This window comes from Gluconobacter sp. DsW_056, assembly GCF_002153595.1.
GTDB classification, from domain to species: domain Bacteria; phylum Pseudomonadota; class Alphaproteobacteria; order Acetobacterales; family Acetobacteraceae; genus Gluconobacter; species Gluconobacter albidus.
On record NZ_JOPF01000010.1, the window covers coordinates 1 to 23,293 of the forward strand.

Consider the following 23,293-nt stretch of genomic DNA (forward strand, 5'->3'; position numbering starts at 1 on the left):
GCCAGACAAGTGTCTCGGGGGCATGCCCCCGAGACACTTGTCATCCCATCAACCCAAAGCCATAAAAACACGAAAATGATGCTGTTCAGCATGCGACGGTCATGAACGCGAGGTTTACCGTGGCTCTTGGGAAAGAACGGTCGCAGGCGCTCCATCTGATCGTCCGTCAGTCAATACAGGTCAGTCATCTTCAGTCTCCTCAAGGAGCCTGAATCACATCCAACTACTCATATCAATGGCTCCTGAACCTAAGGACATATAATCCTAGATATCCTTCCTAGACGCTGGTCGTGGGTGAAGCACCTGTTTGCCGAGGGCACCGCTTTTGACATCTTCCAGTTGATGGACAAGGTCGCCTTTCTCGATTGCACAGTCGGAATTATCCGACGGTCAGATGCGACAAGAGGGCGCTCATTCTCACGAATGTTTAATTCTGAGAGGAAATAACTGAAACGCTTTTTTCTTCAACCTTCGCAAGAAGAAAAAGTATTTGCTTTCAAATTAATCTGGATCTTATTTTCATGGTTGCGTATTGTCACCTGAAATTATATTTGCCAGTATTTATAAAATTTAATTTCTTCCCCTGACAAACAAGGAAAAACTTAAATGATATGCAAGAATATCTCTATAAATGACTTAAAAAAAATCAAAGAAAGATTTTTTATCGACAATATAAATTATATAAAAAACAACTGCGATCGGGAAATTATACAATATGTAAATGATTTCTTAAGTAGTAATTACTATTATTTTGATTTTAATGAAGAAAATATAACACAAGAAAAGGATTTTTTTAATAAAAAAGTGATTTATGCCTGCTTTAGAGAAAAAAATAGACACTGGAAGGGTTTTTTTCAATCAATAAAAAAAGATATAATTGAAAAAAAATTATTAACAAACAAAAAAATATTTAAAAATACTCACGCGGAATGCATTGGCATAAGACAATGCCGTCCAGATAAAAAAGAATACACAATTGACCAATATCATAATGTTGGTTTTTATAATAAAAATCCTTTTTATGAATACATAAACTATGATGAATATAATGTATTTAGGTACCTAAAAAAAGAATTTGGAGATGTTGTTGTAAACAATTTTAATTATATAAAAAGCAACGAAGCGAAATCTGATTTCTTCCTTTCTGCCATTTTATATAAATCTGGTGGAATTTCTTCAGACGTCTGCTCTGTTGCAGAGTGTGATATCACACCTCTCATCGAAGGCGTGGATATTACTTTTGTTTACGACGAACAGGGAATAAATAAAAAATTCCTTTTTTCGAAGCCGTATGAAGATTTTTTTGGAAAATATTTCGAAAATCTGAACGAAAAATCTACCGTTCCAGGCATTCATGATCAGAGAACAGGCTTTTCCGACCGTGAACAGTTTAATAAATTTTTCTTGGATTACTTCTGCTTTTTTGGATTCGAAAATAAAAAAATAAATTTTATCCATAACTCTGTTTTTGAAGCGTTTGTTTCGCCATCCGAAGCAGAAGAAAATATTTTTGAAAAGCAGGAACAAAACATAAAAACAAAATCATTAAAGGGGATATTCCGAAACGATGCTTATGGTTTGCCAGAAGGAAAGAAGAAATATTCTGACCATAATAATTTCTTCATGCCCAAAAGCCATAATGTACAGCTTGTCGGCCTGGATGTGACGCCTCATATCTCCCAGAGACATACAAAAAGCTATTCTCTCTCCAGTCGTGATGTATTTGAGATGGCAAATGTAGCCCTCTCTGGACATGCATGCCTCTGGAACGATGGGTTTCTTTTAGATTTAGAATCCGACTTGTGTACTGTTGCCGAGAATGAAGCACATGCTGGATTTTGGAAAAAACCAACTTCTGACAATATCACAAAGAAAATAGAGGAAGATTGTATTATCGCTTTCAGCCCTGGTTACGGGTGCTACGGACATTATCTTGTTGATGATCTTCCGCGGATAGGACTCATACGGGACCATATTGGCCCTCAGGCATTCAAAGAAAAAAAATTCATTATCCCAAAGGCTACACCCTCGTGGGGCAGAGATCTTTTAAAATATTTCTTTGATCTATCAGAAGATAATTTTCTATTATTCGAGCACACACAAGAAATATGGGAAATTAACAGGGTTCTGATTTCATCTTATCCACATAAAAATTATAATTTCCATCCTTATATTAAGGAATTTTATGCTAAATATAAAATGAATACAAACAAACCTTATCGAAAGGTGTGCCTGTCGAGAAAAACCTGGGAACCAACCAAGCGTGGACAGCGAGTTTTTCGGCAACAGAAATTTTTCGAGGAAATGGCATTAAAGCTGGGTTATGAAATCATTGAGCCGGAAAAACTCAGTATTGCGGAGCAGATAAAGCTCATGCAGGAAACTGTTTGCCAGGTTGGCGAGCATGGATCTGCACAGCATTCTTCACTCTTCAATACAAACGGAATGACAATAGGAACAATTCATCCTCGTACGGAAGTCCAGATTGGAGTTGGTCGTATATACAACGATGATAACATCATATGTTATGCTGACTCCGAGAATACGGATCAGAACAACAACATATTCTATGATTTATCCGAGGAAAAAATAATTGAATTCTTCGATGCTGTGGAAAAAAAATACGTAGCCCGAATAAACAAAGATAAAGCTATGATTCCAGAGCTCTGCGGAGAACTATCCGATACACAAGAGCGCTAATCAAAGCAGTTTTTACTACCATTTAAAAAGATTGAAAAACCGGTAACGACCTTAATTGGTCGTTACCGGTCCATAAGTCTGCCTGATACGACGGGCCTGGTGAATGAAATAGAGCTTGGCGCCCGTCATGCGGACAGAACGAAACACCAGATAAAGCGGCGCCGTTAGGGCAGTCCGGGAGGACAGCGGGATATAGGCCACCTGTCCAGCATGATGCTGCTGCATGGACTGTGGGACGAGGGAGATCCCCAGTCCCCCAGCGACCAGATTGAGAGCTGCCAGAAGCTGCGGACCTTTCTGATGCACCCGTGGTGTAAAGCCCGCCCCCAGACAGGCATCAACGATCGTCTTGTACAGGCCGTTATTATATTGGCTCTGATACAGGATGAAGTCTTCGTTTTCGAGTTCAGCAAGTTTCAGCCCAGACGCCGGCGCTTCTTTCGCCAGACGGTGCGTCCGGGGAACCGCCACCACCATGGGTTCTTCCACGATCAGTTCGACCACAACATCCGACACATCTGGAATGGACGTCCGTACAAAAGCAACATCCACGGTGTCTTCACGCAAGCCTCCCAGAAGCTGACTGGAATTGCCCTCGGTCAGCGTCAGGCCAACGTCAGGCCAAGTTTCGCGGAACTGTCCCAGCATGTCCGGCAGGCTGGGATGACAGAGGGCTGAGTTGGTGAACCCGATCGACAGCTCTCCGGTCTCGCCACGCACAATACGGCGGACATCCTCGACCGTCTCATCCATACGCGCGATAACATCATACGCCCCCTTGAGCATGCTCCGCCCTGCGGACGTCAAGCGCATGCCTCTTGCGTGGCGCTCGAAGAGCTGCACCCCCAGTTCCTGTTCCACTCCCCTGAGAAGCCGGGTCAGCGGAGGCTGCTGAATTCCCAGCCGCTCGGCAGCCCGGGTGAGGTTGCGCTCCTCAGCGATGGCGATGACGGCGTGGAGGTGTCTGAGTTCGATCATTCCATACCTTTAAAGTATGATGAAACCCTCCCGCAAACATTGGTTCAGACACGGAACTTCTTTAAGGTCCGCCGCGTCACAGACACACTCCCAGCCACTCCTTGACCGGACAGGAACGCGCCATGACCAAGACCATTCCCGCCACACTCATTGCCGGTGACGGAATTGGCCCGGAAATCATGCAGTCGGTCACGACCCTCATGGACGCCCTTGAGGCCCCTTTCCTCTGGGATCACCAGAGCGCAGGCGTCGGCGCCTTCGAGGAGCACGGAACCGCCCTCCCCGAGGCTACGCTCGACAGTATCCGTCGCACTGGCCTCGTGCTGAAAGGCCCTCTGACCACGCCGGTGGGCAAAGGTTTCCGCTCCATCAACGTCACGCTGCGTCAAGCCTTCGACCTGTATGCCAATGTCCGTCCGACCCAGACGATCGTTCCCGGCGGACGGTATGAGAACGTTGATCTGGTCGTGATCCGCGAGAACATCGAAGGCCTGTATGCCGCGATGGAGCATTACATGGCCGTGGATGGGGACCCGGAAGCCGTGGCGTATGGCGCCGGGTTCAATACCCGCGCCGAATGCAACCGGATCGTCCGCTTCGCCTTCGAATATGCCATCAAGAACAACCGTAAAAAGGTGACGCTCGTCCACAAGGCGAACATCCTGAAAATCCTGAGCGGCCTGTTCCTGCATGAAGGCCGCAAGGTCGCTGCGGAATATGAAGGCCGCGTGGCGCTGGAAGAACGCATCGTCGATGCCTGTGCGATGGAGCTTGTGATCCGTCCGGAGAATTACGACGTCATCGTCACGACCAATCTGTTTGGCGACATCCTGTCCGATCTGACGGCCGGTCTCGTAGGCGGTTTAGGTATGGCGCCGGGTGCGAATATCGGCGAGAAAATGGGCATTTTCGAAGCCGTGCATGGGTCCGCGCCTGACATTGCCGGACAGGGCATCGCCAATCCGCTGGCGCTGATGATGGCGGGCAGCATGATGCTCGCCCATGTCGGACGGCTGGACCTGTCCGAGCGGCTGGACAGCGCGATGAAGCAGATCCTTCAGGTCGAAGGCCTCCGCACCCGCGATCTGGGCGGCAAGGCCACCACGCAGGACGTCACGCAGGCCCTTTTGCGCGCCATCCAGTAATTTTCTGACAGCCCTCCAAGGAATATTCCCATCATGAAACAGGTTGGACACGACCTTCTGGACTGCCAGCGCGACCTTTCGATCGAAGGCCGCTCCTATCGCTATTTCTCCCTGCCTGTCGCGGCTGAAAAGCTGGGCGACATCTCACGACTGCCCGTCAGCCTGAAAGTGCTGCTCGAAAACGTCCTGCGCTTTACGGATGGTTCGACCTATCGCGTCGAAGACGCACAGGCGATCGTTGACTGGACGAAAGCCGCGCACTCCACCCAGGAAGTTCCGTTCAAGCCCGCGCGGATCCTGATGCAGGATTTCACCGGCGTTCCGGCCGTCGTCGATCTGGCAGCCATGCGTGATGGCATCGTCTCGCTCGGCGGTGATCCGCAGAAGGTCAATCCGCTCGTGCCCGTCGATCTGGTCATCGACCATTCCGTGATGGTGGACGTCGCCGGACGCAAGGATGCACTCCAGCAGAACGTCTCGCTGGAATTCGAGCGCAATGGTGAGCGCTACGCATTCCTGCGCTGGGGTCAGGAAGCGTTCGACCAGTTCCGCGTCGTCCCGCCGGGTGCTGGCATCTGCCATCAGGTCAATCTGGAATATCTGTCTCAGGTGGTCTGGACGGGAACGGTCGGCGACGTCACCTATGCCTATCCCGACACGCTGTATGGTACGGATTCCCACACGACCATGGTCAATGGTCTGGGCGTTCTGGGCTGGGGCGTTGGCGGGATCGAGGCCGAAGCCGCCATGCTCGGGCAGCCGATTTCCATGCTCATCCCCGATGTCGTGGGCTTCCGGATGGACGGACGACTGCCGGAAGGCACGACCGCGACCGATCTGGTTCTGACGGTCACACAGATGCTTCGCGCCAAGGGCGTGGTCGGCAAATTCGTGGAGTTCTTCGGCCCGGCGCTGGATCACCTGCCGGTCGCGGACCGCGCGACCATCGCAAACATGGCCCCGGAATATGGCGCGACCTGCGGATTTTTCCCGGTCGATGCGCTGGCGCTCGACTATCTGCGCCAGACCGGCCGTGACGAACACCGCATTGCACTGACCGAAGCCTGGCTGCGCGCGCAGGGCATGTTCCGCGATGTCTCCACGCCGGAGCCGGTGTTTTCGGATGTTCTGACGCTGGATCTGGACACGGTCACGCCCTGTATTTCTGGCCCCAAACGCCCGCAGGACCGGATCGAACTCTCCGCCGCCACCCCCGCGTTCGAAAAAGCCCTGACGGACGCGCTGGGCGTCAAACCGGATGCTGTCCACAAGACCGCCCCCGTCGCTGGCACGGATTATACGATCGGACACGGCTCCATCGTCATCGCCGCCATCACGTCCTGCACCAACACGTCCAACCCGGCCGTTCTGGTCGCGGCCGGACTGGTGGCGCGCAAGGCCCGCGCACTCGGCCTGATGCCGAAGCCCTGGGTCAAGACGTCCCTCGCACCGGGATCGCAGGTCGTGACAGACTATCTGGATCGCGCCAATCTGAGCGCCGATCTGGACGCGCTGGGTTTTGAGACGGTCGGCTATGGCTGCACGACCTGCATCGGCAATTCCGGCCCGCTGGCGAAAGAGCTTGTGGACGCCATTGAAGGCAATGGTCTGGTCGCAACGTCTGTCCTGTCCGGTAACCGGAACTTCGAAGGCCGGATTTCACCCAACGTCCGCGCCAATTATCTCGCAAGCCCGCCGCTCGTCGTCGCCTATGCGCTGCTGGGAACGATGCGCGAAGACATTACGACGGCCATTCTGGGACACGCGCCCGACGGCACGCCGGTCCATCTGCGCGATATCTGGCCGACCAACCACGAGATCGCAGAACTCGTCGGCTCCGCCGTCACACGCGAAGCCTTCGTCGAGCGCTACAGCCATATTACGGAAGGCACGAAGGAATGGCAGGCGCTGGCCTCGGCCGGGACTTCGGCGACTTATGACTGGCAGCCGGGTTCGACCTATGTGCAGAATCCGCCCTACTTCGACGGTCTGACCGCCGAACCCGCGCCCACGAAAGACATTTCCGGCGCGCGGATTCTGGCACTGCTGGGCGACAACATCACGACCGACCACATCTCCCCGGCCGGTGCGATTGCGGCCTCTTCGCCTGCAGGTGTGTACCTTCAGGACCATCAGGTCGCGGTGAAGGATTTCAATTCCTACGGCTCACGTCGCGGCAATGACCGCGTCATGGTCCGGGGAACCTTCGCCAATATCCGCATCCGCAACGAGATGGCACCGGGGACCGAAGGTGGCGTCACACTGCATCAGCCCGATGGTGCGCAGATGTCCATCTATGATGCCGCCAGCCGCTACGCTCAGGACGACGTGCCGCTCGTGGTGTTCGGCGGTAAGGAATACGGGATGGGCTCGTCCCGTGACTGGGCCGCGAAGGGCACGCGCCTGCTGGGCATCAAGGCCGTCATTGCCGAGAGCTTCGAGCGCATCCACCGCTCCAATCTCGTCGGCATGGGCGTCCTGCCCCTGACCTTCGAACCGGGCACGACGCGCAAGACGCTGGGGCTGGATGGAACGGAGACGATCGCCATTCACGGCATCGAAACCCTCACGCCTCGCGCAACCCTGACCATGACGATCACCCGTCAGGATGGCAGCACGCAGGATGTCCCGCTGCTGTGCCGTGTCGATACGGTCGATGAAGCGGAATACTACCGCAACGGGGGCATCCTGCCCTACGTTCTGCGGGGAATGGCTTCAGCGGACTGAGAAATGGCGGGGCTTCGGCCCCGCCATTTTAATGATGGGCGATGCCGTAAGACAGGACGGCACAGGTTGCTCCCACGACGAAGCAGATCATGAAGAGATAGGCTTTGGTCATCGGTCAGGCCCGCCGGCTCAGGGCCAGTTTAAGACTGAACGCCAGAAAAATACTGCCTGTCAGCCGGTCCATGCGCCGCACAACCGTGGTGCTCGACAAGAACCGCCCGAGCGGTACGGTCATGGCGACAAGGAGTGCCAGCCACGAGAAGGACAGCACGGCCTGAATGGCCGTCAGGAGCAGCGAAAACTCTTTCACATTCACATGCGGCGGAATGAACTGCGGCATGAACGTCATGTAGAAAATGCCGACCTTGGGATTGAGCAGATTGGTCAGCAGTCCACGGCGGAAGGCCGCGCGGGCGTCATCATGCACCGGCGCTGCACCCGCTGTCCCCAGAGAGGCACGGGGATGCAGGATCAGCCCGATCCCAAGCCACGCCAGATAAAGCGCGCCGGCCCATTTGACGATGGTAAATGCCGTTTCGGACGCCGCCAGCAGGGCCGTCAGGCCGAAGGCCGCCGCGAGCCCCCAGATCCCCAGCCCCAGACAGATCCCCACAACAGCCGCCAGACCGGCCTTCCAGCCGGACGTCGTGGCGGTTCGCAGCGTCATGGCCGTGTCGAGGCCCGGCGTGATCGTAAAGACCGCAGCGGCAGCGGCAAAGGTCAGAAGCGGGATCAGATAAGGATGCATGATCGAAACCTACACCCGGTTTATCAAATCCCCAATCCCCCCTTTTTCTCAGGCCTCCTTTGCCGGAACCGGCAGACGGATCAGATAATCGAATGCTGACAGAGAGGCCTTCGCCCCCTCCCCCATCGCGATGACGATCTGCTTGTAAGGCACAGTCGTCACGTCCCCTGCGGCAAACACGCCGGGGACGGATGTGGCACAGTGATCGTTGATGACGATCTCGCCATAAGGGCTCAGTTTCAGCGCGCCTTTCAGCCACTCCGAATTGGGCAGCAGGCCGATCTGAATGAACACGCCATCCGTCTTGACCTGATGCAGGCCGCCATCGCCGTCGCTATAGGTCAGGCCGGTCACTTCCTTGCCGTCACCCTCGATCTTCGTGGTCAGGGCATTGGTCAGGACTGTGACATTCGACAGGCTCAGCAGCTTGTCCTGAAGCACCTTGTCCGCCTTCAGATGCGCGCCACGCTGAAGCAGGGTGACGTGCGACACGATCCCCGCAAGGTCGATCGCCGCTTCCACGCCGCTATTGCCGCCACCAGCCACCACAACCGGACGTCCTTTGTAGAACGGGCCATCGCAATGCGGGCAGTAGGCCACGCCCTTCGTGCGATACTCGTCCTCGCCCGGCACACCCAGATGCCGCCAGCGCGCACCAGTTGCAATGATGACCGTCTTCGAGCGCAGGGTGGCCCCGCTTTCCAGAACGATCTGGTGCAGACCACCGGCTTCCTCAGCCGGGATCAGCTTTGCCGCAAGCTGGGACGCAATGATCTGCACATCATACTGCCGCACATGGGCTTCAAGCGCGGCCGAGAGCTTCGGCCCTTCCGTTTCCTGCACGGAAATGAAGTTCTCAATCCCAGCCGTGTCCATGACCTGACCGCCAAACCGCTCCGCCACAAGACCCGTGCGCAGCCCCTTACGGGCAGAATAGATCGCCGCCGCATCGCCCGCAGGCCCGGCACCAAGTACCAGCACGTCAAACGGCGCCATATCGTTCAGCTTTTCCGCCGACCGGGCAACAGAAGCGGTGTCCAGTTTGGCGAGAATATCCGCCACTTCCATCCGCCCCGACGCGAAAGGCTCACCATTCAGATAAACCTGCGGGACCGAACGGATGCCGAGGCGTTCCACTTCTTCCTGAAAATCCGCGCCATCAATGGCGGTGTGATGGATCTTCGGGTTCAGCACACTCATGGCGTTGAGCGCCTGCACCACATCCGGGCAGTTCTGGCAGGACTGGGAGAAATACGTCTCGAAATGGAAGTCGCCGTCCAACGCACGGATCTGTTCGACCACATCCGCCTCAATCTTCGGCGGATGGCCGCTGACCTGAAGCAGCGCCAGAACGAGCGACGTAAACTCGTGCCCCATCGGCAGACCCGCAAAGCAGACCTGAATATCCGTCCCGGGGCGGCGAATCACGAAAGAGGGTGTCCGGGGGCCATGCCCCTTGTCCGAAAACGTCACCTTGGGGGACAGGCTGGCAATATCTTCCAGCAGGCCGCGCACTTCAGCAGAGCGGGCATCCGCGCCAAGGGTCGCCTCAAGCACGACCGCATCACGCAGGTACTCCATATAGGCGCGCATCTGGGTTTTCAGGTCGTCCTGAAGCATCTTTTCTCTCCGGATTTCGGAATTTGGAAATTTGGAACCGGAAGACTGTCCGGCTCAGCCGCCTCCATGAAAGGAGGCGGAGGGTGGTGGAACCGGAAGGTTCCACCACCCTCAGATCCGGGAAGGATCAGATCTTGCCGACGAGGTCGAGGGACGGCTTCAGCGTTTCGCCGCCTTCCTTCCACTTGGCCGGGCAGACTTCACCCGGATGGCTTGCGACATACTGCGCAGCCTGGATCTTCTCCAGCAGTTCGGTCGCGCTGCGGCCGACGCCACCCGCGGTGATTTCGATGTACTGGATCTTGCCTTCCGGATCGATCAGGAACGTGCCGCGATCGGCCATGCCGGCTTCTTCGATCAGCACATCAAAGTTGCGTGCAATCGCGCCCGTCGGGTCGCCCAGCATCGTGTACTTGATCTTGCCGATGGCCGGGGACGTGTCGTGCCAGGCCTTGTGCGTGAAATGCTTGTCCGTGGAGACGGAATAGATTTCCACGCCCAGCTTGTCGAAAGCGGCCTGGTTGTCGGCGAGGTCTTCGAGTTCCGTCGGGCAGACGAACGTGAAGTCGGCCGGATAGAAGAAGAAAACGGACCATTTGCCGCGAACGTCGGAGTCCGTGACCGTGAGGAACTCACCGTTGCGGAAAGCATCGGTGGAGAAGGACTTCAGCGGGGAGTTGATGCGAACCATCAGACTGTCTCCTGACCTTGGGTTGGTGTTGTGTTGCGGACTCTGTGTCACACAGAAAGAGAGAGACAGGAAACAGTTCCTGTCAATATGACTGATCGCTAAAACCGAACTTGTGAGATGAAGATATCAAGACTGCCGATCATGATATGGGCCATACCTTCAGGAAACGGCCTTTTGCGATGCAATTTTTCCCTGACAGGCAAAACCGGACTTCCCCATAACGTTATTCGATCCTATCTATAAAATATGAGCTATGTTCCCCTCTCCGGCCTGTCCCTGCGCGATATCGAATATGTGGTCGCGGTCGATGACCTGCGCAACTTCTCCCGCGCGGCCGAACGCTGCGGCGTCAGTCAGGCCGGGCTGTCCGAACAGGTCCGCAAGCTCGAACAGCTTCTGGACGTCACCCTTTTTGAACGCTCACGGCGTCACGTTGCGCCAACCCCCGATGGCGAGCGCCTGCTTGCACTCGGGCGCGAAGTTCTCGCGGCGGCGCGCAATCTTCTTGAAGTCGCCCGCGCCCAGACCGGCCCGATGGAAGGCGCGCTGCGGCTTGGCGTCATTCCCACGCTCGGCCCATATTACATTCCGGGCCTTCTGCCACGCCTGCGGGAGCATTATCCGGCGCTCAGCCTGCGCCTGCGCGAAAGCATGACAGACACACTCGTGCATGCCCTGCGCAACAGCGAGCTGGACGTCGCCCTGATGGCATTGCCCGCGCCTTCTGAGGCTCTGGAAAGCGCACCAATTTTCGAAGAGTCGTTCCTCGCCGTATTTCCCAACACGCATGAACTGGCCCAGAAGCCGAAACTCTCTCTCAGCCAGCTCGGCCGCCCGGATCTTCTGCTTCTGGAAGACGGGCACTGCCTGCGCGATCAGGCCCTGTCCATCTGCCCGACGGTTCCGCGCGAAGGCGAGCAGCGCCTGGCCACCAGCCTTGAAATGCTGTGGTACATGATCGGAGCCGGCGAAGGGTTTTCCCTCATCCCTCAGCTTGCGCTGCGCAACCGGGTGGATTTCGAGGATCTCATTACCGTCCGTCCGCTCCCCGAACCCGAAGCACGCCGCACGATCGGTCTGACCTGGCGCGCATCGGACCCACGGGCTCCAGTCTTTCGCGATTTCGCGGCATATCTTCGCAGCATCACACCAGAGCACTGCCACACCTGTGGCTGAAACCCTTGTGAAGCCTTCCCAATCCCCGGCTCCACGTTCCGCTGAACCGAACATCCTCGGAACAGCCTATGGCGTTGTCCTGTGCGTAATGCTCAGTGTCATCGCCCTGCAGGCCGCCATTCTCCCGGCTTCTGTCTGGCAGGGAGACGAATACGACTACTTTGCCAATATCCGGGAGCATGGTCTGGCCTTTCTGTCGGACAGACTGCTGCACTGGAGCCCACGTCCATTCTCGGAAATTGTCATATTCGCCTACGGAACGCTCGCCAACGCCGTGCATAAGCCACTGGCATGGGTCTTTCTGGCCCTCACATGGCTGTTTTGTGCTGCGATAGCCTTTGCTCCCTTCCTCCGTCGAAGCGCTGCACCTATCCCGATGCGCCTGCTGATTGCCGTGTCCCTCGCAGCCATTTTCATGCTCGGCCACCCTTCCGCAGACCTGTTCTACTGGCCGATGGGAACCATTGCCCATCTTCCCGTCCTTGCCGCCGCCTGTGGGCTGATCCTGCTGAAGATCAGCAATACCCTGTCTCTCCGGGCCGAGGCTCTGTTGCTGACCCTGGCTCTGGCATCAAGCGAAGCCGGAGTGTTTTTCGGAATGCTCTGGCTGGGAATGCGCGGATTTGAGAGCCTGAGCGGCCGTCGGACCTTCCCGCTGGGGCGGAGCAGATGGCTGCTCCTGCCGACGGGTGTTGGACTCTGTGTGTTTACGATGATGATTTTCAATCACAGAATGGGCGGCAGTGGATTTCCCTTCACGCCCACCCATGGACATATCAGAGCAAGCCTCGCTGCGGCATTTCGCCCGTTTCTGAAAACGCTGTTCGCCCTTCAGCCGGACGAAATGAGCTCGGGGAGCCTCTTCACCAGGAAAGCCCTTGCCAGCGGGGTGGTCCTGAAAGCCCTCCTGACCGGCGCATTTACTGCACTCTTCATGGTCTGTGGCATCCGACCGGCCTTGCGTACGCTTATGGCCCCAGCCCTTGCACTTTCAGGCACAATGTACCTGACGATCGCCGCCGCTTTTTACGCATTTGGCTTTCTCTGCTGTCAGCGCCATGAAACTTTCCGGCTGGACTTCTCCATCCTTCTTGTCCTGCTGCTTGCTGCGGGACTCAGCACGATTTTATCGGAAAAATTCAGGATATCTTCTGACGACCGAAAAAGAGAAACGACCCTCCAGATCTGCGCGCTCGCAGGGCTTCTGCTGTTTACAGGATGGACAATGCGGTGGCGCCTTTCGGACCTGTCACTGGCTCTCGCAGGTCTGCCGCTGGAAGAAGCCGCTCATGACCGCGTCTGGGCGTCAGGCCTGTCGGCAGGGACCGAGATGACCTATACGCAAGGCACGGCTTCACCCGCCTTCTACTATTGGCGCTGGGAGCCGGGCACCTACCATGTGGGTGGAAGCGGATGGGAAGTTCAGTCCGCGATGCGGTATTTCGGCAAGACAACGCTTCATGTCCTGCCGCCCGCCAGTCTGCCCCCCCCTTCCCGCCGTACCTTGAACGGGAAGGAAACAGGGTCTGAAAACCAGACCTTATTCGGCCGCGTTGCAGCGATGGGTCGAACCGGGGAAGTCTGAACACTCGCCCTTCACGGAATCCCAGCGGAAATCCATTTCGTCACCCGCCATGCCGTTCTTCTGGAACTCGGTCGTCACCGCGCTCACATTCGTGACATGGCCTTTGGTATAAACCAGTTCGACATAGCCGTTATAGAAACCCGGGATTTTGCCCACACCTTCGAAATAGGTCGGTTTTCCGTCTTTTCCCGGCACCGCGAACAGTTTGATGACCTGAGCCGGAGTGGCATGCTCCAGCTTGCGCAGGAATTCCGGCGACAGGGTCTGGCAGCTGATTTCCGGGCGCGGGTCCTCGCCGACATTCGACTGCCAGCAGGCCGTCTGGCCCGGCAGCGGCGTCGCGGACGCAAGATGCGGAGCAACAAGCGCCGCTCCCAAAGCCGCGGCTAACGTGACATGCTTCAAACGTACCATCTGTAAAATGCTCCAGCAGAACTCTCTGTTTTCCGAACCTATCACAGCCCTCTTTCGGAACCCACAGACCCTGCCCAACACCTTTTGCGGAGCTGGCGTTTCAAGGGGCTTTCAGGCAGGCGGCGCTTCATCAATGGAAGGCTTTTCGGGGTAGAGCCAGCGCACCACCCGCCCCATCGTCAGACCCTGAACGATGATCGTAAACACCACCACCCCGTAACAGACGGGCAACAATGTATCGCGTAGTTCTCCCGCCGGGAGCCCCAGCGCGAGCGCAACGGAAATACCGCCCCGCAGCCCACCCCATGTCAGAAGCCCAAGAGCGCGCCCGCGCTCGCCGGGTTGCAGATGCACGGGAATGGTCGACAGGAAAACACTTGCGCCGCGCACCAGAACCGACAGCGGAATTGCCACCAGCATCATCAGGAACGGCGCCAGATGCGGCCGGATTTCCAGCAGTTCGAACCCGATCAGCAGGAACAGCAAGGCGTTCAGGATCTCGTCGATCAGGTTCCAGAACCCCACCATTTCCTCACGGGATTTCTGCGTGATGGCGCGGTGCCCCGCCTTGCTGGCCAGGCTCATTCCGGCGACCACCACTGCAATCGGCCCGGACATGTGCAACCCGTTCGCAAGACTATACGTCCCGGCCGCGAGCGCCAGAGAGCCAAGCAGGTCGATCTGCGCGTCCTCCACGCCGCGAAGCAGCAGAAGCGCCAGCCAGCCCGTAAAAGCGCCGAACAGCCCGCCTCCCACGGCTTCAACTAGAAACCGCAAAACGAAATCACTGGCCGAAACGGACGCAATATCACCCGTGGCCAGCCCGATCATCGTTCCATAAAAAACGACACCCACGCCATCGTTGAACAGGCTCTCCCCCGCGAACGTCGCCTGAAGCGCGGGTGGCAGTCCCAGACGCCGCAGCATGCCCACCACCGATACCGGATCGGTCGGCGCAAGCATCGCACCCAGCAACACGCACCAGCTGAAAGGCACGGAAAGCCCGAATACAGGAAAAATAAACCACACCGGAACCGCCATCAGCGCCACGGCCAGTGACGTCCCGACGATCGCCAGCGCCGCGACCGACTTTCCGCGCGACACCAGCATCCCCAGATCAACCTGCATCGCCCCTGCAAACAGCAGGAAGGACAGCGCTCCATCCAGCAGGGTCCGGGGCAGGTTGATCGTTCCCAGAAGGTTCTGCGGAACCTGCTGAAGATCATATCCAGGAAACAAAGGGTTCAGGAGCATGACGATCAGGGAGATCACCATCGAAATCAGCAGAATTCCGATGGCCAGTGGAAGTCTGAGGGTCCGGTAATTGATGATTCCGAGCAGGGTCGCCACAGCCAGCAGCAGAGCAAACAGCCCCAGAGAATTCATGACCGCATTTCCTTCCCCGATCTCTGCTCCGGCAACGACTCAGGCCATGACAGGCCGCACGCAGACAGATCCACCCTACTTAACTGCTCGGGGTATACCGAAGTTTCTTCCGAAAACCGCAACAGCTCTTTCGGAGGTCACTTCTCACAGGCCGTACGCTTACGCTTCCTTACCGTTCCTGACATGACAGACGTTACGGCAGAACGCACTCTTCGGCATATCAGCAACCGGAGGAAACGGATTTCGTGAAAAAGACCTGCACCGTCGCCGTTTTCATCCTGCTCGCAGCCTGCGCCTCACACGCCCCGCCCGACATGACGTCGGCCAACGGTGACGACGATGATCCCGCCTATACGGTCAAAAGCGACCACACCCACGGTGGTGGTGGCATGGGCGGCAACGGCAATCTCTGGGGAGAAGTCTTCAGAACCGCTCTCCAGACCGGCATGGGCTTCGTCCACCACTAAGTCTCAGTAAACGAGACGCCACTCCGCCGGTTCGGCCTCGGCCAGCGCATACCATTCCCGCAGCAGCGGATGATCGAGCATCGTCCGCACCCAGGTCTTCACGACCGGATCAACAGCCAGTTCAAACGTGTGAATGCGGATGGCAACCGGCGCATACATGCAGTCCGCCACCGTCATCCGCTCCCCGAAGAGGAACGTCGTCGGCGCGCCAGAGCGGAGAAGCGCGTCCTTGAGCGTGCGGCTCAGCAGCGCCACATCGGCCGCAAGTTCCTCGCTGATTTCCGGCAGAGGCGCGGGAGTACGCTCAACATCCATGGAGCAGTTCTGGCGGATCGGGCGGAAACCGGCATGCATCTGCGCACTGATGCTGCGGGCATGGGCCCGCACGATCCGGTCTTCAGGCCAGAGCGAGGGTGCGATTTCGGCACAGTATTCGCAGATCGCCAGACTTTCCCAGACATCCGCGCCGTCATGTTGAAGATACGGCACCATCCGGTTGGGCGAGCGCGCATGGATCTCTGTCGTCCGGCCAGCGCCCTTGAGCGCAATGACCTCTTCCGTCACGTCCAGCCCCGCCAGCCGCACAGCCAGCCAGCCCCGCAGAGACCAGGACGAATACCGACGCGACCCCAGAAGCAGCATACCTGCCATCAGGCCTCTCCCGCAGTAATGAAGCCGCCACCCAGCACACGGCTTCCATCATACAGCACACAGGCCTGACCGGGCGCGGGCATCGCGGCCTCGTTCAGTTCCACCAGCGCACCACCATTCTCCAGCGGCTTCACAAGCGCCTCACGGAGCTTTTCCCGCGCGCGGATCTGTACGCCACAGCGCACGCCCTCAGCCGGGGCGTCGATCAGCCAGTTCATGTCGCGCAGGCGCACGGTCCGGCGACTATCGGCTTCCGAAAGCTGCACGCGCGGCCCGACCACGATGCGCCGCTTCGGGACATCAATGCGCGTCACCATCTGGCGCTCGCCCGTCGCGGTGTGGATGTCCCCCAGACGCTTGCTCTGCCCGACCGTATAGCGCGCCACGCCTTCGTGACGCCCCAGAACCTGGCCAGCCTCGTCTACAATCTCGCCCTCGCCCCGCACTTCCGGACGCAGCTTCTCGACCAGTTCGGCATAGGAGCCGGTGGGGACGAAACAGATGTCCTGACTGTCCGGCTTGGCGGCGATGGAAAGCCCCAGCTCTTCGGCCAGCGCACGCACATGCGCCTTGTCCGGCATTTCGCCCAGCGGAAAGCGCAGATAATCGAGCTGGTCTTTTGTCGTCGCGAACAGGAACCAGGTCTGGTCCCGCTCCGCATCGACGGGACGGTGCATTTCCGCCCCGTCAGGCCCTTCGATCCGGCGGACATAATGCCCGGTCGCCATGGCCTCGCAGCCCAGATCCCGCGCCATGCCCAGAAGATCCGTGAACTTCACGCCCTGATTACACGCCACGCACGGAACAGGCGTCTCGCCCCGAGCATAAGCGTCCGCAAAGCTCTCGACCACGCTGTCTCGGAAGCGGCTTTCCGCATCAATGACATAATGCGGAAAGCCCAGACGGTCCGCCACGGCGCGCGCATCCATGATGTCACGCCCCGCACAGCACGCGCCCGGCTTGGCCGCCTGCCCGTGGTCGTAGAGCTGGAGGGTGGCGCCAATCACCTCGTGGCCCTGCCGTTTGAGCAGCGCGGCCACTACGGAACTGTCCACGCCTCCCGACATGGCAACGAGGATCCGCATGGTGCTCAGCCCGCCTTCGGAAGGCGAACGGTCAGGCCATCCAGCGCATCCGTCATAACGATCTGGCAGCCCAGACGGGACGTCTTTTCCAGACCGAACGCCAGATCGAGCATGTCTTCCTCGTCATCCGTCGGCGTGCCCAGCTTGGCGGCCCAGTCCGGATCGACGACCACATGGCAGGTCGCGCAGGCCAGCGAGCCTTCGCAGGCGCCTTCAAGGTCAATGTCGTGCTTGTGCGCGATTTCCAGCACCGACAGTCCGACAGGCGCGTCCACGTCACGACGGGTTCCATCACGCTCGATAAAGGTCATCTTGGGCATAGTCGTACGCTTTTTCCGGTTTCAGTTGGTTTGGCACGTCCGCGCGGCTGCGATCAGAAGCCCGGCCGCACGGTCAATATCGGCCTTGGAGGTAGAGCGTCCGACCGACAGGCGCAAGCATTGCGACGCCTTCTGGGCAGAAAGTCCCATCGCCGTCAGGACATAAGAGGGTGCAATCTCCGCCGCCGTACACGCCGATCCGGTCGAAGCAGCAACATCCGGACAGGCTTCCAGCACGTCCAGCGCCCGGAGTCCCTCGGGCAGACAGACATTCAGCGCCCCCGCCAGACGCGGCACGGTGCGCCCGTTCAGGACAATCCCCGGCAGGCCGCCCTGAAGCTGCGCCCACAGATCATCCCGCAGCCCCGCCTGCCGCACAGCTTCTTCGGCCATGCTCACCGCAGCCAGCTCCGCAGCCACTCCAAACCCGACAACCAGCGGTGTCGGCAGCGTTCCGGAGCGGAACCCGCGCTCCTGCCCGCCCCCGGAAAACAGCGACTCCAGCCGGACACGCGGACGGCGGCGGACATACAGCGCCCCGATCCCTTTCGGCCCGTACATCTTGTGCGCGGACACGGACGCCAGATCCACATCCTTCAACGATACCGGCATTTTCCCGGCCATCTGCGCCAGATCGACATGCATCAGCGCGCCCGCCGCCTTCACGATCCCCGCAAGCTGCGGAATATCCTGCAAGACGCCGGTCTCGTTGTTAGCCGCCATGATACTGACCAGCAGCGTCGGCACCTCCAGCGCCTTGCGCAAAGCCTCGGGATCAACCCGCCCGTCAGCATCCACGCCCAGCACAACCGCCTCAAAGCCTTCAGACGCCAGCGCCCGCACCGATTCCAGAACGCATTTATGCTCGGTTGCGACTGTGATGATCCGCCGTCGCGGATCGCCCAGCCGCGCCAGATGCCGCGCCGCCCCCTTGATGGCGAGGTTGTTCGCTTCCGTCGCACCGGACGTGAACACGATCTCCCGCGCTTCCGCCCCGATGAGCCGCGCCACGCTCTCCCGCGCCCGCTCCACGGCCTGCGCCGCTTTCCGCCCCGGCCCGTGCAGACTGTGCGGATTGCCGAAATCCTCCCCGAACCAGGGCAGCATGGCCTTCACGACCGCCGGATCACACGGCGTTGTCGAAAAGTGATCGAGATAGATCATGCCCATTGCCCCGATCATTTCCGCAGACGACGCGCCATCGTCTCATACGCCTCACAGAACGCCTCGACCTGAGCCTCCTGCACATTCCAGGGAAGCGAAACACGGATGGCCTGCGCGGCACCCTCCGTCTCTCCCATCGCCCGCAACACATGCGAAGACGACACTTTCCCTGACGAGCAGGCCGACCCCGCAGACACGCAGAACCCTGCCAGATCCAGCGTCATGAGCTGCACCTGCGCCGCCACACCGTCCAGAATCAGACAGCTCGTATTCGGCAGCCGCGCCACCTCCTCCCCGGCAGCCCGCGCACCAACAGCTTTCGCCGCGGCTTCGACCCGATCCCGGAGACGCTGTATGGGAGCCCAGTCCTGCAGACGCGCCGCATCAAACGCCGCCGCCATGCCCAGAATGGCCGGAAGCGCCTGCGTCCCGCCCCGGCGGCCCCGTTCCTGACCACCCCCCGCCACAAGCGCATCCATGGGCTCATCTTCCGCCAGCAGCAGCGCGCCAGCCCCTTTAGCCCCCCCCATCTTGTGCCCCGACACCGCAACACTGCACCCGCCCAGCGCGAACGGCACCCGTCCCGCACTCTGCACAGCGTCCACATGCAAATGCGCACCCGAGTCGCGACAGACCGCCAGCACATCCTCAAGCGGCGAAAGCACCCCCGTCTCGTTATTGGCGGACATCACACAGACCAGTGCCGGGCCGCTCTCGCGCAGCCGAGCCCGGAGGTGTTCCACATCCACAATCCCGCCCCCGTTCACAGGCAGGATTTCAGCTCCGGGCGCGGCCTTGAGGATGGCATCATGTTCCGTAGCCCCAACAAAAATCCGGCGTCCCTGCCCGAAAGCATGAACCGCCATCGCATCGGCTTCCGTCGCCCCGGACGTGAACACGCAGGTGCCAGAAATCCGCCCGAAACCCGCTGCCATCCGGCTGCGGGCGTCTTCAAGGAACCGGCGCGCTTCCCGCCCTTCAGCATGGACCGAAGACGGGTTTCCCGACAGCATCATCCCCTCCAGCGCCGCCTCCTTCGCACAGGGGCGCAGCGGCTCGGTGGCATTGGCGTCCAGATAGGTCGTCCCGGAAACAGTTTTCAGCGCAGTCATCATGTTTTCCAGATTGGGCAAACGGGCGGAAATCGCAATGGCATGTCGATTTTGGTGGAAATCGGCTTTTGCGAATCGGTATACACAGCACCACCGGACGGCAGAGTTCCAATCCTGCCTGACACAGCGCGAGAGTATTCATGCCTGAAGTGATGTTCGCCGGCCCAGACGGTCGGCTTGAGGGTCGTTACCACCACTCCAGCGAACCCAACGCTCCGCTTGCTTTGGTGCTGCATCCCCATCCGCTCCACGGCGGCACCATGAACAACCGTATCACGTACACGATGTATCGCAGCTTCGAGAAAATGGGTTTCTCGGTCATGCGCTACAATTCGCGTGGCGTCGGCCGCTCCCAGGGCCGTTATGACGGCGGTATTGGCGAGATTTCCGATGCGGCAGCAGCCCTCGACTGGATGCAGATGGTGAACCCGAACTCCACCGAACTGTGGATCTCGGGCTATTCCTTCGGTGCCTTCGTCGGCATGCAGCTTCTGATGCGCCGCCCTGAAATCAGCGGCTGGATCAGCGTAGCTCCCCCGGCCAACGACTACGATTTCGGCTTTCTGGCCCCCTGTCCCTGTGGCGGCCTCATGATCGCCGGCGGCAAGGACGAAATGGCGCCCGAACCCGGCATTCACAAGCTGGTGGACAAGCTTAACACCCAGAAGAACGTCACCGTCGACTACCGCATTTTCGACGACGCCGACCACATCTTCGCCAAACAGGCCGACCGTGTCGGCGAAGCGCTTGAAGACCACGTCAACACGATGCGCGGCCGCAAGGCACTGGCTCTGGCCGCAGACTGATCCGGGACATAATTCCCGCCAGACACCTTCAAAAAGGCTCTCCCTCACGGAGAGCCTTTTTGATTCCGGCCCCCGGATTTTCTTGCCCTGTCCAGACAAATATGTAACCGGATATTTCATGCAAGACCGAAACATTCTGCACCCCGGCGCTCCCCTGTCCCTCCCCGTCGAGGTCTCGCACCTCACCAAGAGCTTTGGCAGTTTCAAAGCACTGGACGACGTCTCCTTCTCCATCGCGCAGGGCGAAACCGTGGCCCTTCTGGGGCGCAACGGGGCCGGGAAATCCACACTGATTGGCTGCCTCATGGGCTTCCTGCTCGCGGATGGCGGCAGCATCGACATTTTCGGTCACAGCATCGCAGCTCTCCCGCGTGAAATCCGGGCCAGAACCGGCTTCGTGCCCCAGACCATGACCGGGTTCGGCAATTTCCGCGTCGGCCAGCTCATGGACTATATCGCCGCGTTCTACGGCGAACTTCCTCCCGTTGATCCTGCCCTGATCGCCTGGGCAGACCTCGATCCGAAAAAACAGGTGCGCGCGCTGTCGGGTGGTCAGAAACAGCGTCTGGCCATCGTTCTCGCCATGCGTCACAATCCCGAATTTCTGGTTCTGGACGAACCCGTCGCCAGCCTGGACCCCCATGCCCGGCGCGACTTCATGAACCTGCTCGACGCCTACACGCAGCGGACGGGCGCGAGCATCCTGATTTCGTCGCATATCCTGTCCGATCTTGAACGTATGTGCTCGCGTCTGCTGTTCGTCCGGCAGGGTGGCGTGGTGCTGGACGTGCCGACCGGGACGTTCCGCGCCACCACACGCTGGCTCGAACACCCCGCGCCTGCCCAGCTTCTCGCGCTCCTCCCCCCGGACGTCCAGATCCTCGGAGAGCGCCCCGATGCGCTGCTGGTGCATGGCTGGACAGGAGACCTCAGTCTCCCCGAAAATACCCTGACAGTCGTGCCGGATTTCGAGGACGCCTTTCTGGAAATCACAGCCCCCCGCACGACCCCGGCCCATGCTGAAGGATCGGACAGCGCGGCATGATGAGTTTCCTGCCCTCGGGCGCACTGGAACGCAAAGACACGATCCGCGCGCTGCGGCTGTACGGCACACGCGTTTTTATCGTCGGCAATCCGATGGTCTATACGGCCGGATTCTTCATCTTTCTTGCGGGCATGACGGCCCATGATCTGCACACGGCCCTCCTGACGCAGGGGCTGGAAAAGGCGCTTAAACACGCCAACGTCTTCAACGCCGCCATCGCCGCAACCTTTATACAGAACTGCCTGCAAACCCATTCCGGCAACCAGATCGGCGCGTCCCAGGCCCCAGCCATCCCGGGCCTGCTTCACGCCGAGGCCCGCGCCGCAGCCCTGACGTCCATTGTGGCCATCATCGCCCTCGCAGGCCTGCTGGCCTGGAGCGGACTGCCCCTGCATGACACGCTGTTCTACACCCTTCTCAACACGGTTCCGGCCGTCGTCCAGTGGTACGCCCCGCCGCAGCAGACATCCCGCAGGGTCAAGGGCATCATGACGGTGATTGGCGTCACCCTGCTGCTCGGCCTGGTGCTCCTGACCTTCGCAACAGATTTTCCGCTCTGGGCACTCACGCGCCCGGCCGTCCTGACCATCCCGGCCGATCTCGCCATGATGAGCCTGCTGACGGCGGCCATCATGACGCTGCCCAACCGTCTGCACTCCCCGGCCATGCTGGCACCCACGGATGGCGTTACGGCATCTGCCCCGGAATTTGCGATGCCTGACAGCGCCCCGCGCGTCGCGCCGCAGGATCTCAGCTTCTATCAGCTCCGGCAGATGCTCCTCTCCCCAGCCTCCCCGACCAGCCAGCGCAACGACCTGCTGATCAGCCTGATCATGCCTGCCAGCATCATCCTGTTCATGGGCAGCCTGCCACTCGGACACGGCTCTTTCGGCACCCGGATTGCCCATCTGACGCCCGGCATGACGATCCTGATCGCCCTTCAGGACGGCTGGATCAGCAACCGCAAGCACTGGCCGCTGCTCCTGACGACGGGACGTTTCGGCAGCCGGCTCAGTTTCGTGCGCTCAGTGTTCGCCGCCAAAGCCAGCAGAATTTTCATGACGGCCCCGCTCCGGACGCTGAGCCTCATGCTGCCGGTCACGCTCTTCAAACCCCTTACCCCCACCCATGCCCTGCTGGACGGCGCGGAACTTCTGGTCGCAATGCTCGGGGTGACATTCTGCTGCCCGCTGCCGTTTCTCGTCATGAAGCAGCCTCCGCAGGGCATTATCGTTGCGGCCAGCATCGCCCCGGCCTTCCTGCTCCAGATCTGCAACCCGTTCATTCTGGGAACCCGCATCTTCGGGCCTATCGCTCTGGCTCTCGCAGCCCTTGGGGCGCTGTGCTTCTTTGTTGTTCCGTCGCGCATGGCCCGCTCCGACTGGCCTTACGAGACCGAGTAAGCGTCGAATAAGCGCCCGGCCCGATGCCTCGCCGGGCTCCGGAGTTTCCGCTCCGGTCCCGGTCATGCTA

At 58.9% G+C, this 23,293-nt stretch carries 20 protein-coding genes and 1 pseudogene; 9 read left to right on the forward strand and 12 right to left on the reverse strand.

What is annotated here, in order from left to right; translation table 11 throughout:
* Positions 1-68: 68 nt before the first annotated feature.
* Positions 69-155 (reverse strand): annotated as a pseudogene (locus HK22_RS09700) (IS5/IS1182 family transposase); the annotation flags it as partial.
* Between the two features lie 451 nt (positions 156-606).
* On the opposite strand from HK22_RS09700, the gene HK22_RS09705 reads away from it, so the two are divergent.
* Positions 607-2,700, forward strand: coding sequence for a glycosyltransferase 61 family protein (locus HK22_RS09705; protein WP_086649132.1), 2,094 nt, complete (start codon positions 607-609; stop codon positions 2,698-2,700).
* A 51-nt stretch (positions 2,701-2,751) separates the two neighbouring features.
* Here the strand turns inward: HK22_RS09705 and HK22_RS09710 are convergent, their stop codons facing one another.
* Positions 2,752-3,678 (reverse strand): LysR family transcriptional regulator, encoded by a 927-nt coding sequence (locus tag HK22_RS09710; protein WP_062027114.1) that lies wholly within the window; start codon positions 3,676-3,678, stop codon positions 2,752-2,754.
* Between the two features lie 122 nt (positions 3,679-3,800).
* On the opposite strand from HK22_RS09710, the gene HK22_RS09715 reads away from it, so the two are divergent.
* Together HK22_RS09715 and acnA are read left to right on the forward strand one after the other, a co-directional pair.
* Complete coding sequence (locus tag HK22_RS09715) at positions 3,801-4,823, forward strand: isocitrate/isopropylmalate dehydrogenase family protein (RefSeq protein ID WP_086649133.1); 1,023 nt, start codon at positions 3,801-3,803, stop codon at positions 4,821-4,823.
* A 33-nt stretch (positions 4,824-4,856) separates the two neighbouring features.
* Positions 4,857-7,550: an aconitate hydratase AcnA gene (acnA, locus tag HK22_RS09720; protein WP_086649134.1), complete on the forward strand. Its 2,694-nt coding sequence runs from the start codon at positions 4,857-4,859 to the stop codon at positions 7,548-7,550.
* Between the two features lie 115 nt (positions 7,551-7,665).
* Here acnA and HK22_RS09725 read toward each other — a convergent pair whose 3' ends face one another.
* From HK22_RS09725 to ahpC, 3 genes are all read right to left on the reverse strand, one after another.
* Positions 7,666-8,298: a LysE family translocator gene (locus tag HK22_RS09725; protein WP_086649135.1), complete on the reverse strand. Its 633-nt coding sequence runs from the start codon at positions 8,296-8,298 to the stop codon at positions 7,666-7,668.
* Positions 8,299-8,346: 48 nt separating this feature from the next.
* Positions 8,347-9,918, reverse strand: a complete 1,572-nt coding sequence (ahpF, locus tag HK22_RS09730; RefSeq protein WP_086649136.1) for an alkyl hydroperoxide reductase subunit F — start codon at positions 9,916-9,918, stop codon at positions 8,347-8,349.
* 127 nt (positions 9,919-10,045) lie between these two features.
* Positions 10,046-10,609, reverse strand: coding sequence for an alkyl hydroperoxide reductase subunit C (gene ahpC / locus HK22_RS09735; protein ID WP_062027347.1), 564 nt, complete (start codon positions 10,607-10,609; stop codon positions 10,046-10,048).
* Positions 10,610-10,855: 246 nt separating this feature from the next.
* On the opposite strand from ahpC, the gene HK22_RS09740 reads away from it, so the two are divergent.
* Together HK22_RS09740 and HK22_RS09745 are read left to right on the forward strand one after the other, a co-directional pair.
* A complete protein-coding gene (locus HK22_RS09740) occupies positions 10,856-11,785 on the forward strand; it encodes a hydrogen peroxide-inducible genes activator (protein WP_062106122.1) in 930 nt (309 codons plus the stop codon).
* Positions 11,778-13,370 (forward strand): hypothetical protein, encoded by a 1,593-nt coding sequence (locus tag HK22_RS09745; RefSeq protein WP_086649137.1) that lies wholly within the window; start codon positions 11,778-11,780, stop codon positions 13,368-13,370. The genes HK22_RS09740 and HK22_RS09745 overlap by 8 nt, the downstream gene beginning before the upstream one ends.
* Here the strand turns inward: HK22_RS09745 and HK22_RS09750 are convergent.
* Positions 13,326-13,784, reverse strand: coding sequence for a hypothetical protein (locus HK22_RS09750; protein ID WP_086649138.1), 459 nt, complete (start codon positions 13,782-13,784; stop codon positions 13,326-13,328). The two genes, HK22_RS09745 and HK22_RS09750, sit on opposite strands and share 45 nt — an antisense overlap.
* A gap of 111 nt (positions 13,785-13,895) precedes the next feature.
* Positions 13,896-15,170 (reverse strand): sodium:proton antiporter, encoded by a 1,275-nt coding sequence (locus HK22_RS09755; protein ID WP_062027353.1) that lies wholly within the window; start codon positions 15,168-15,170, stop codon positions 13,896-13,898.
* Between the two features lie 245 nt (positions 15,171-15,415).
* Between HK22_RS09755 and HK22_RS09760 the strand changes: the two genes are divergently transcribed.
* Entirely contained in the window at positions 15,416-15,637 is a 222-nt protein-coding gene (locus HK22_RS09760; protein WP_086649139.1) for a hypothetical protein, read from the forward strand.
* Between the two features lie 3 nt (positions 15,638-15,640).
* Here HK22_RS09760 and HK22_RS09765 read toward each other — a convergent pair whose 3' ends face one another.
* The 5 genes from HK22_RS09765 to HK22_RS09785 are packed head-to-tail and all read right to left on the reverse strand — an operon-like array spanning position 15,641 to position 19,972.
* On the reverse strand, positions 15,641-16,288 hold the full coding sequence (locus tag HK22_RS09765; RefSeq protein WP_086649140.1) for a glutathione S-transferase family protein: 648 nt from the start codon (positions 16,286-16,288) through the stop codon (positions 15,641-15,643).
* Positions 16,288-17,373, reverse strand: coding sequence for a tRNA 2-thiouridine(34) synthase MnmA (mnmA, locus tag HK22_RS09770; protein WP_086649141.1), 1,086 nt, complete (start codon positions 17,371-17,373; stop codon positions 16,288-16,290). Before mnmA ends, HK22_RS09765 begins: the two co-directional genes overlap by 1 nt.
* 5 nt (positions 17,374-17,378) lie before the next feature.
* Positions 17,379-17,693 (reverse strand): ferredoxin family 2Fe-2S iron-sulfur cluster binding protein, encoded by a 315-nt coding sequence (locus HK22_RS09775; RefSeq protein WP_062027361.1) that lies wholly within the window; start codon positions 17,691-17,693, stop codon positions 17,379-17,381.
* Positions 17,694-17,714: 21 nt separating this feature from the next.
* Positions 17,715-18,857 carry a cysteine desulfurase family protein gene (locus HK22_RS09780; RefSeq protein ID WP_086649330.1) on the reverse strand — a complete coding sequence of 381 codons (1,143 nt, stop codon included), beginning with the start codon at positions 18,855-18,857 and terminating at the stop codon, positions 17,715-17,717.
* A 14-nt stretch (positions 18,858-18,871) separates the two neighbouring features.
* Positions 18,872-19,972: a cysteine desulfurase family protein gene (locus HK22_RS09785; RefSeq protein WP_233142553.1), complete on the reverse strand. Its 1,101-nt coding sequence runs from the start codon at positions 19,970-19,972 to the stop codon at positions 18,872-18,874.
* Between the two features lie 137 nt (positions 19,973-20,109).
* Between HK22_RS09785 and HK22_RS09790 the strand changes: the two genes are divergently transcribed.
* The 3 genes from HK22_RS09790 (at position 20,110) to HK22_RS09800 (ending at position 23,223) form a co-directional block, all read left to right on the forward strand.
* Positions 20,110-20,775, forward strand: a complete 666-nt coding sequence (locus tag HK22_RS09790; protein WP_062028603.1) for an alpha/beta hydrolase — start codon at positions 20,110-20,112, stop codon at positions 20,773-20,775.
* 118 nt (positions 20,776-20,893) lie between these two features.
* Positions 20,894-21,820, forward strand: coding sequence for an ABC transporter ATP-binding protein (locus tag HK22_RS09795; protein ID WP_086649143.1), 927 nt, complete (start codon positions 20,894-20,896; stop codon positions 21,818-21,820).
* Positions 21,817-23,223: a hypothetical protein gene (locus HK22_RS09800; protein WP_077803387.1), complete on the forward strand. Its 1,407-nt coding sequence runs from the start codon at positions 21,817-21,819 to the stop codon at positions 23,221-23,223. The genes HK22_RS09795 and HK22_RS09800 overlap by 4 nt, the downstream gene beginning before the upstream one ends.
* Positions 23,224-23,293 lie beyond the last annotated feature (70 nt).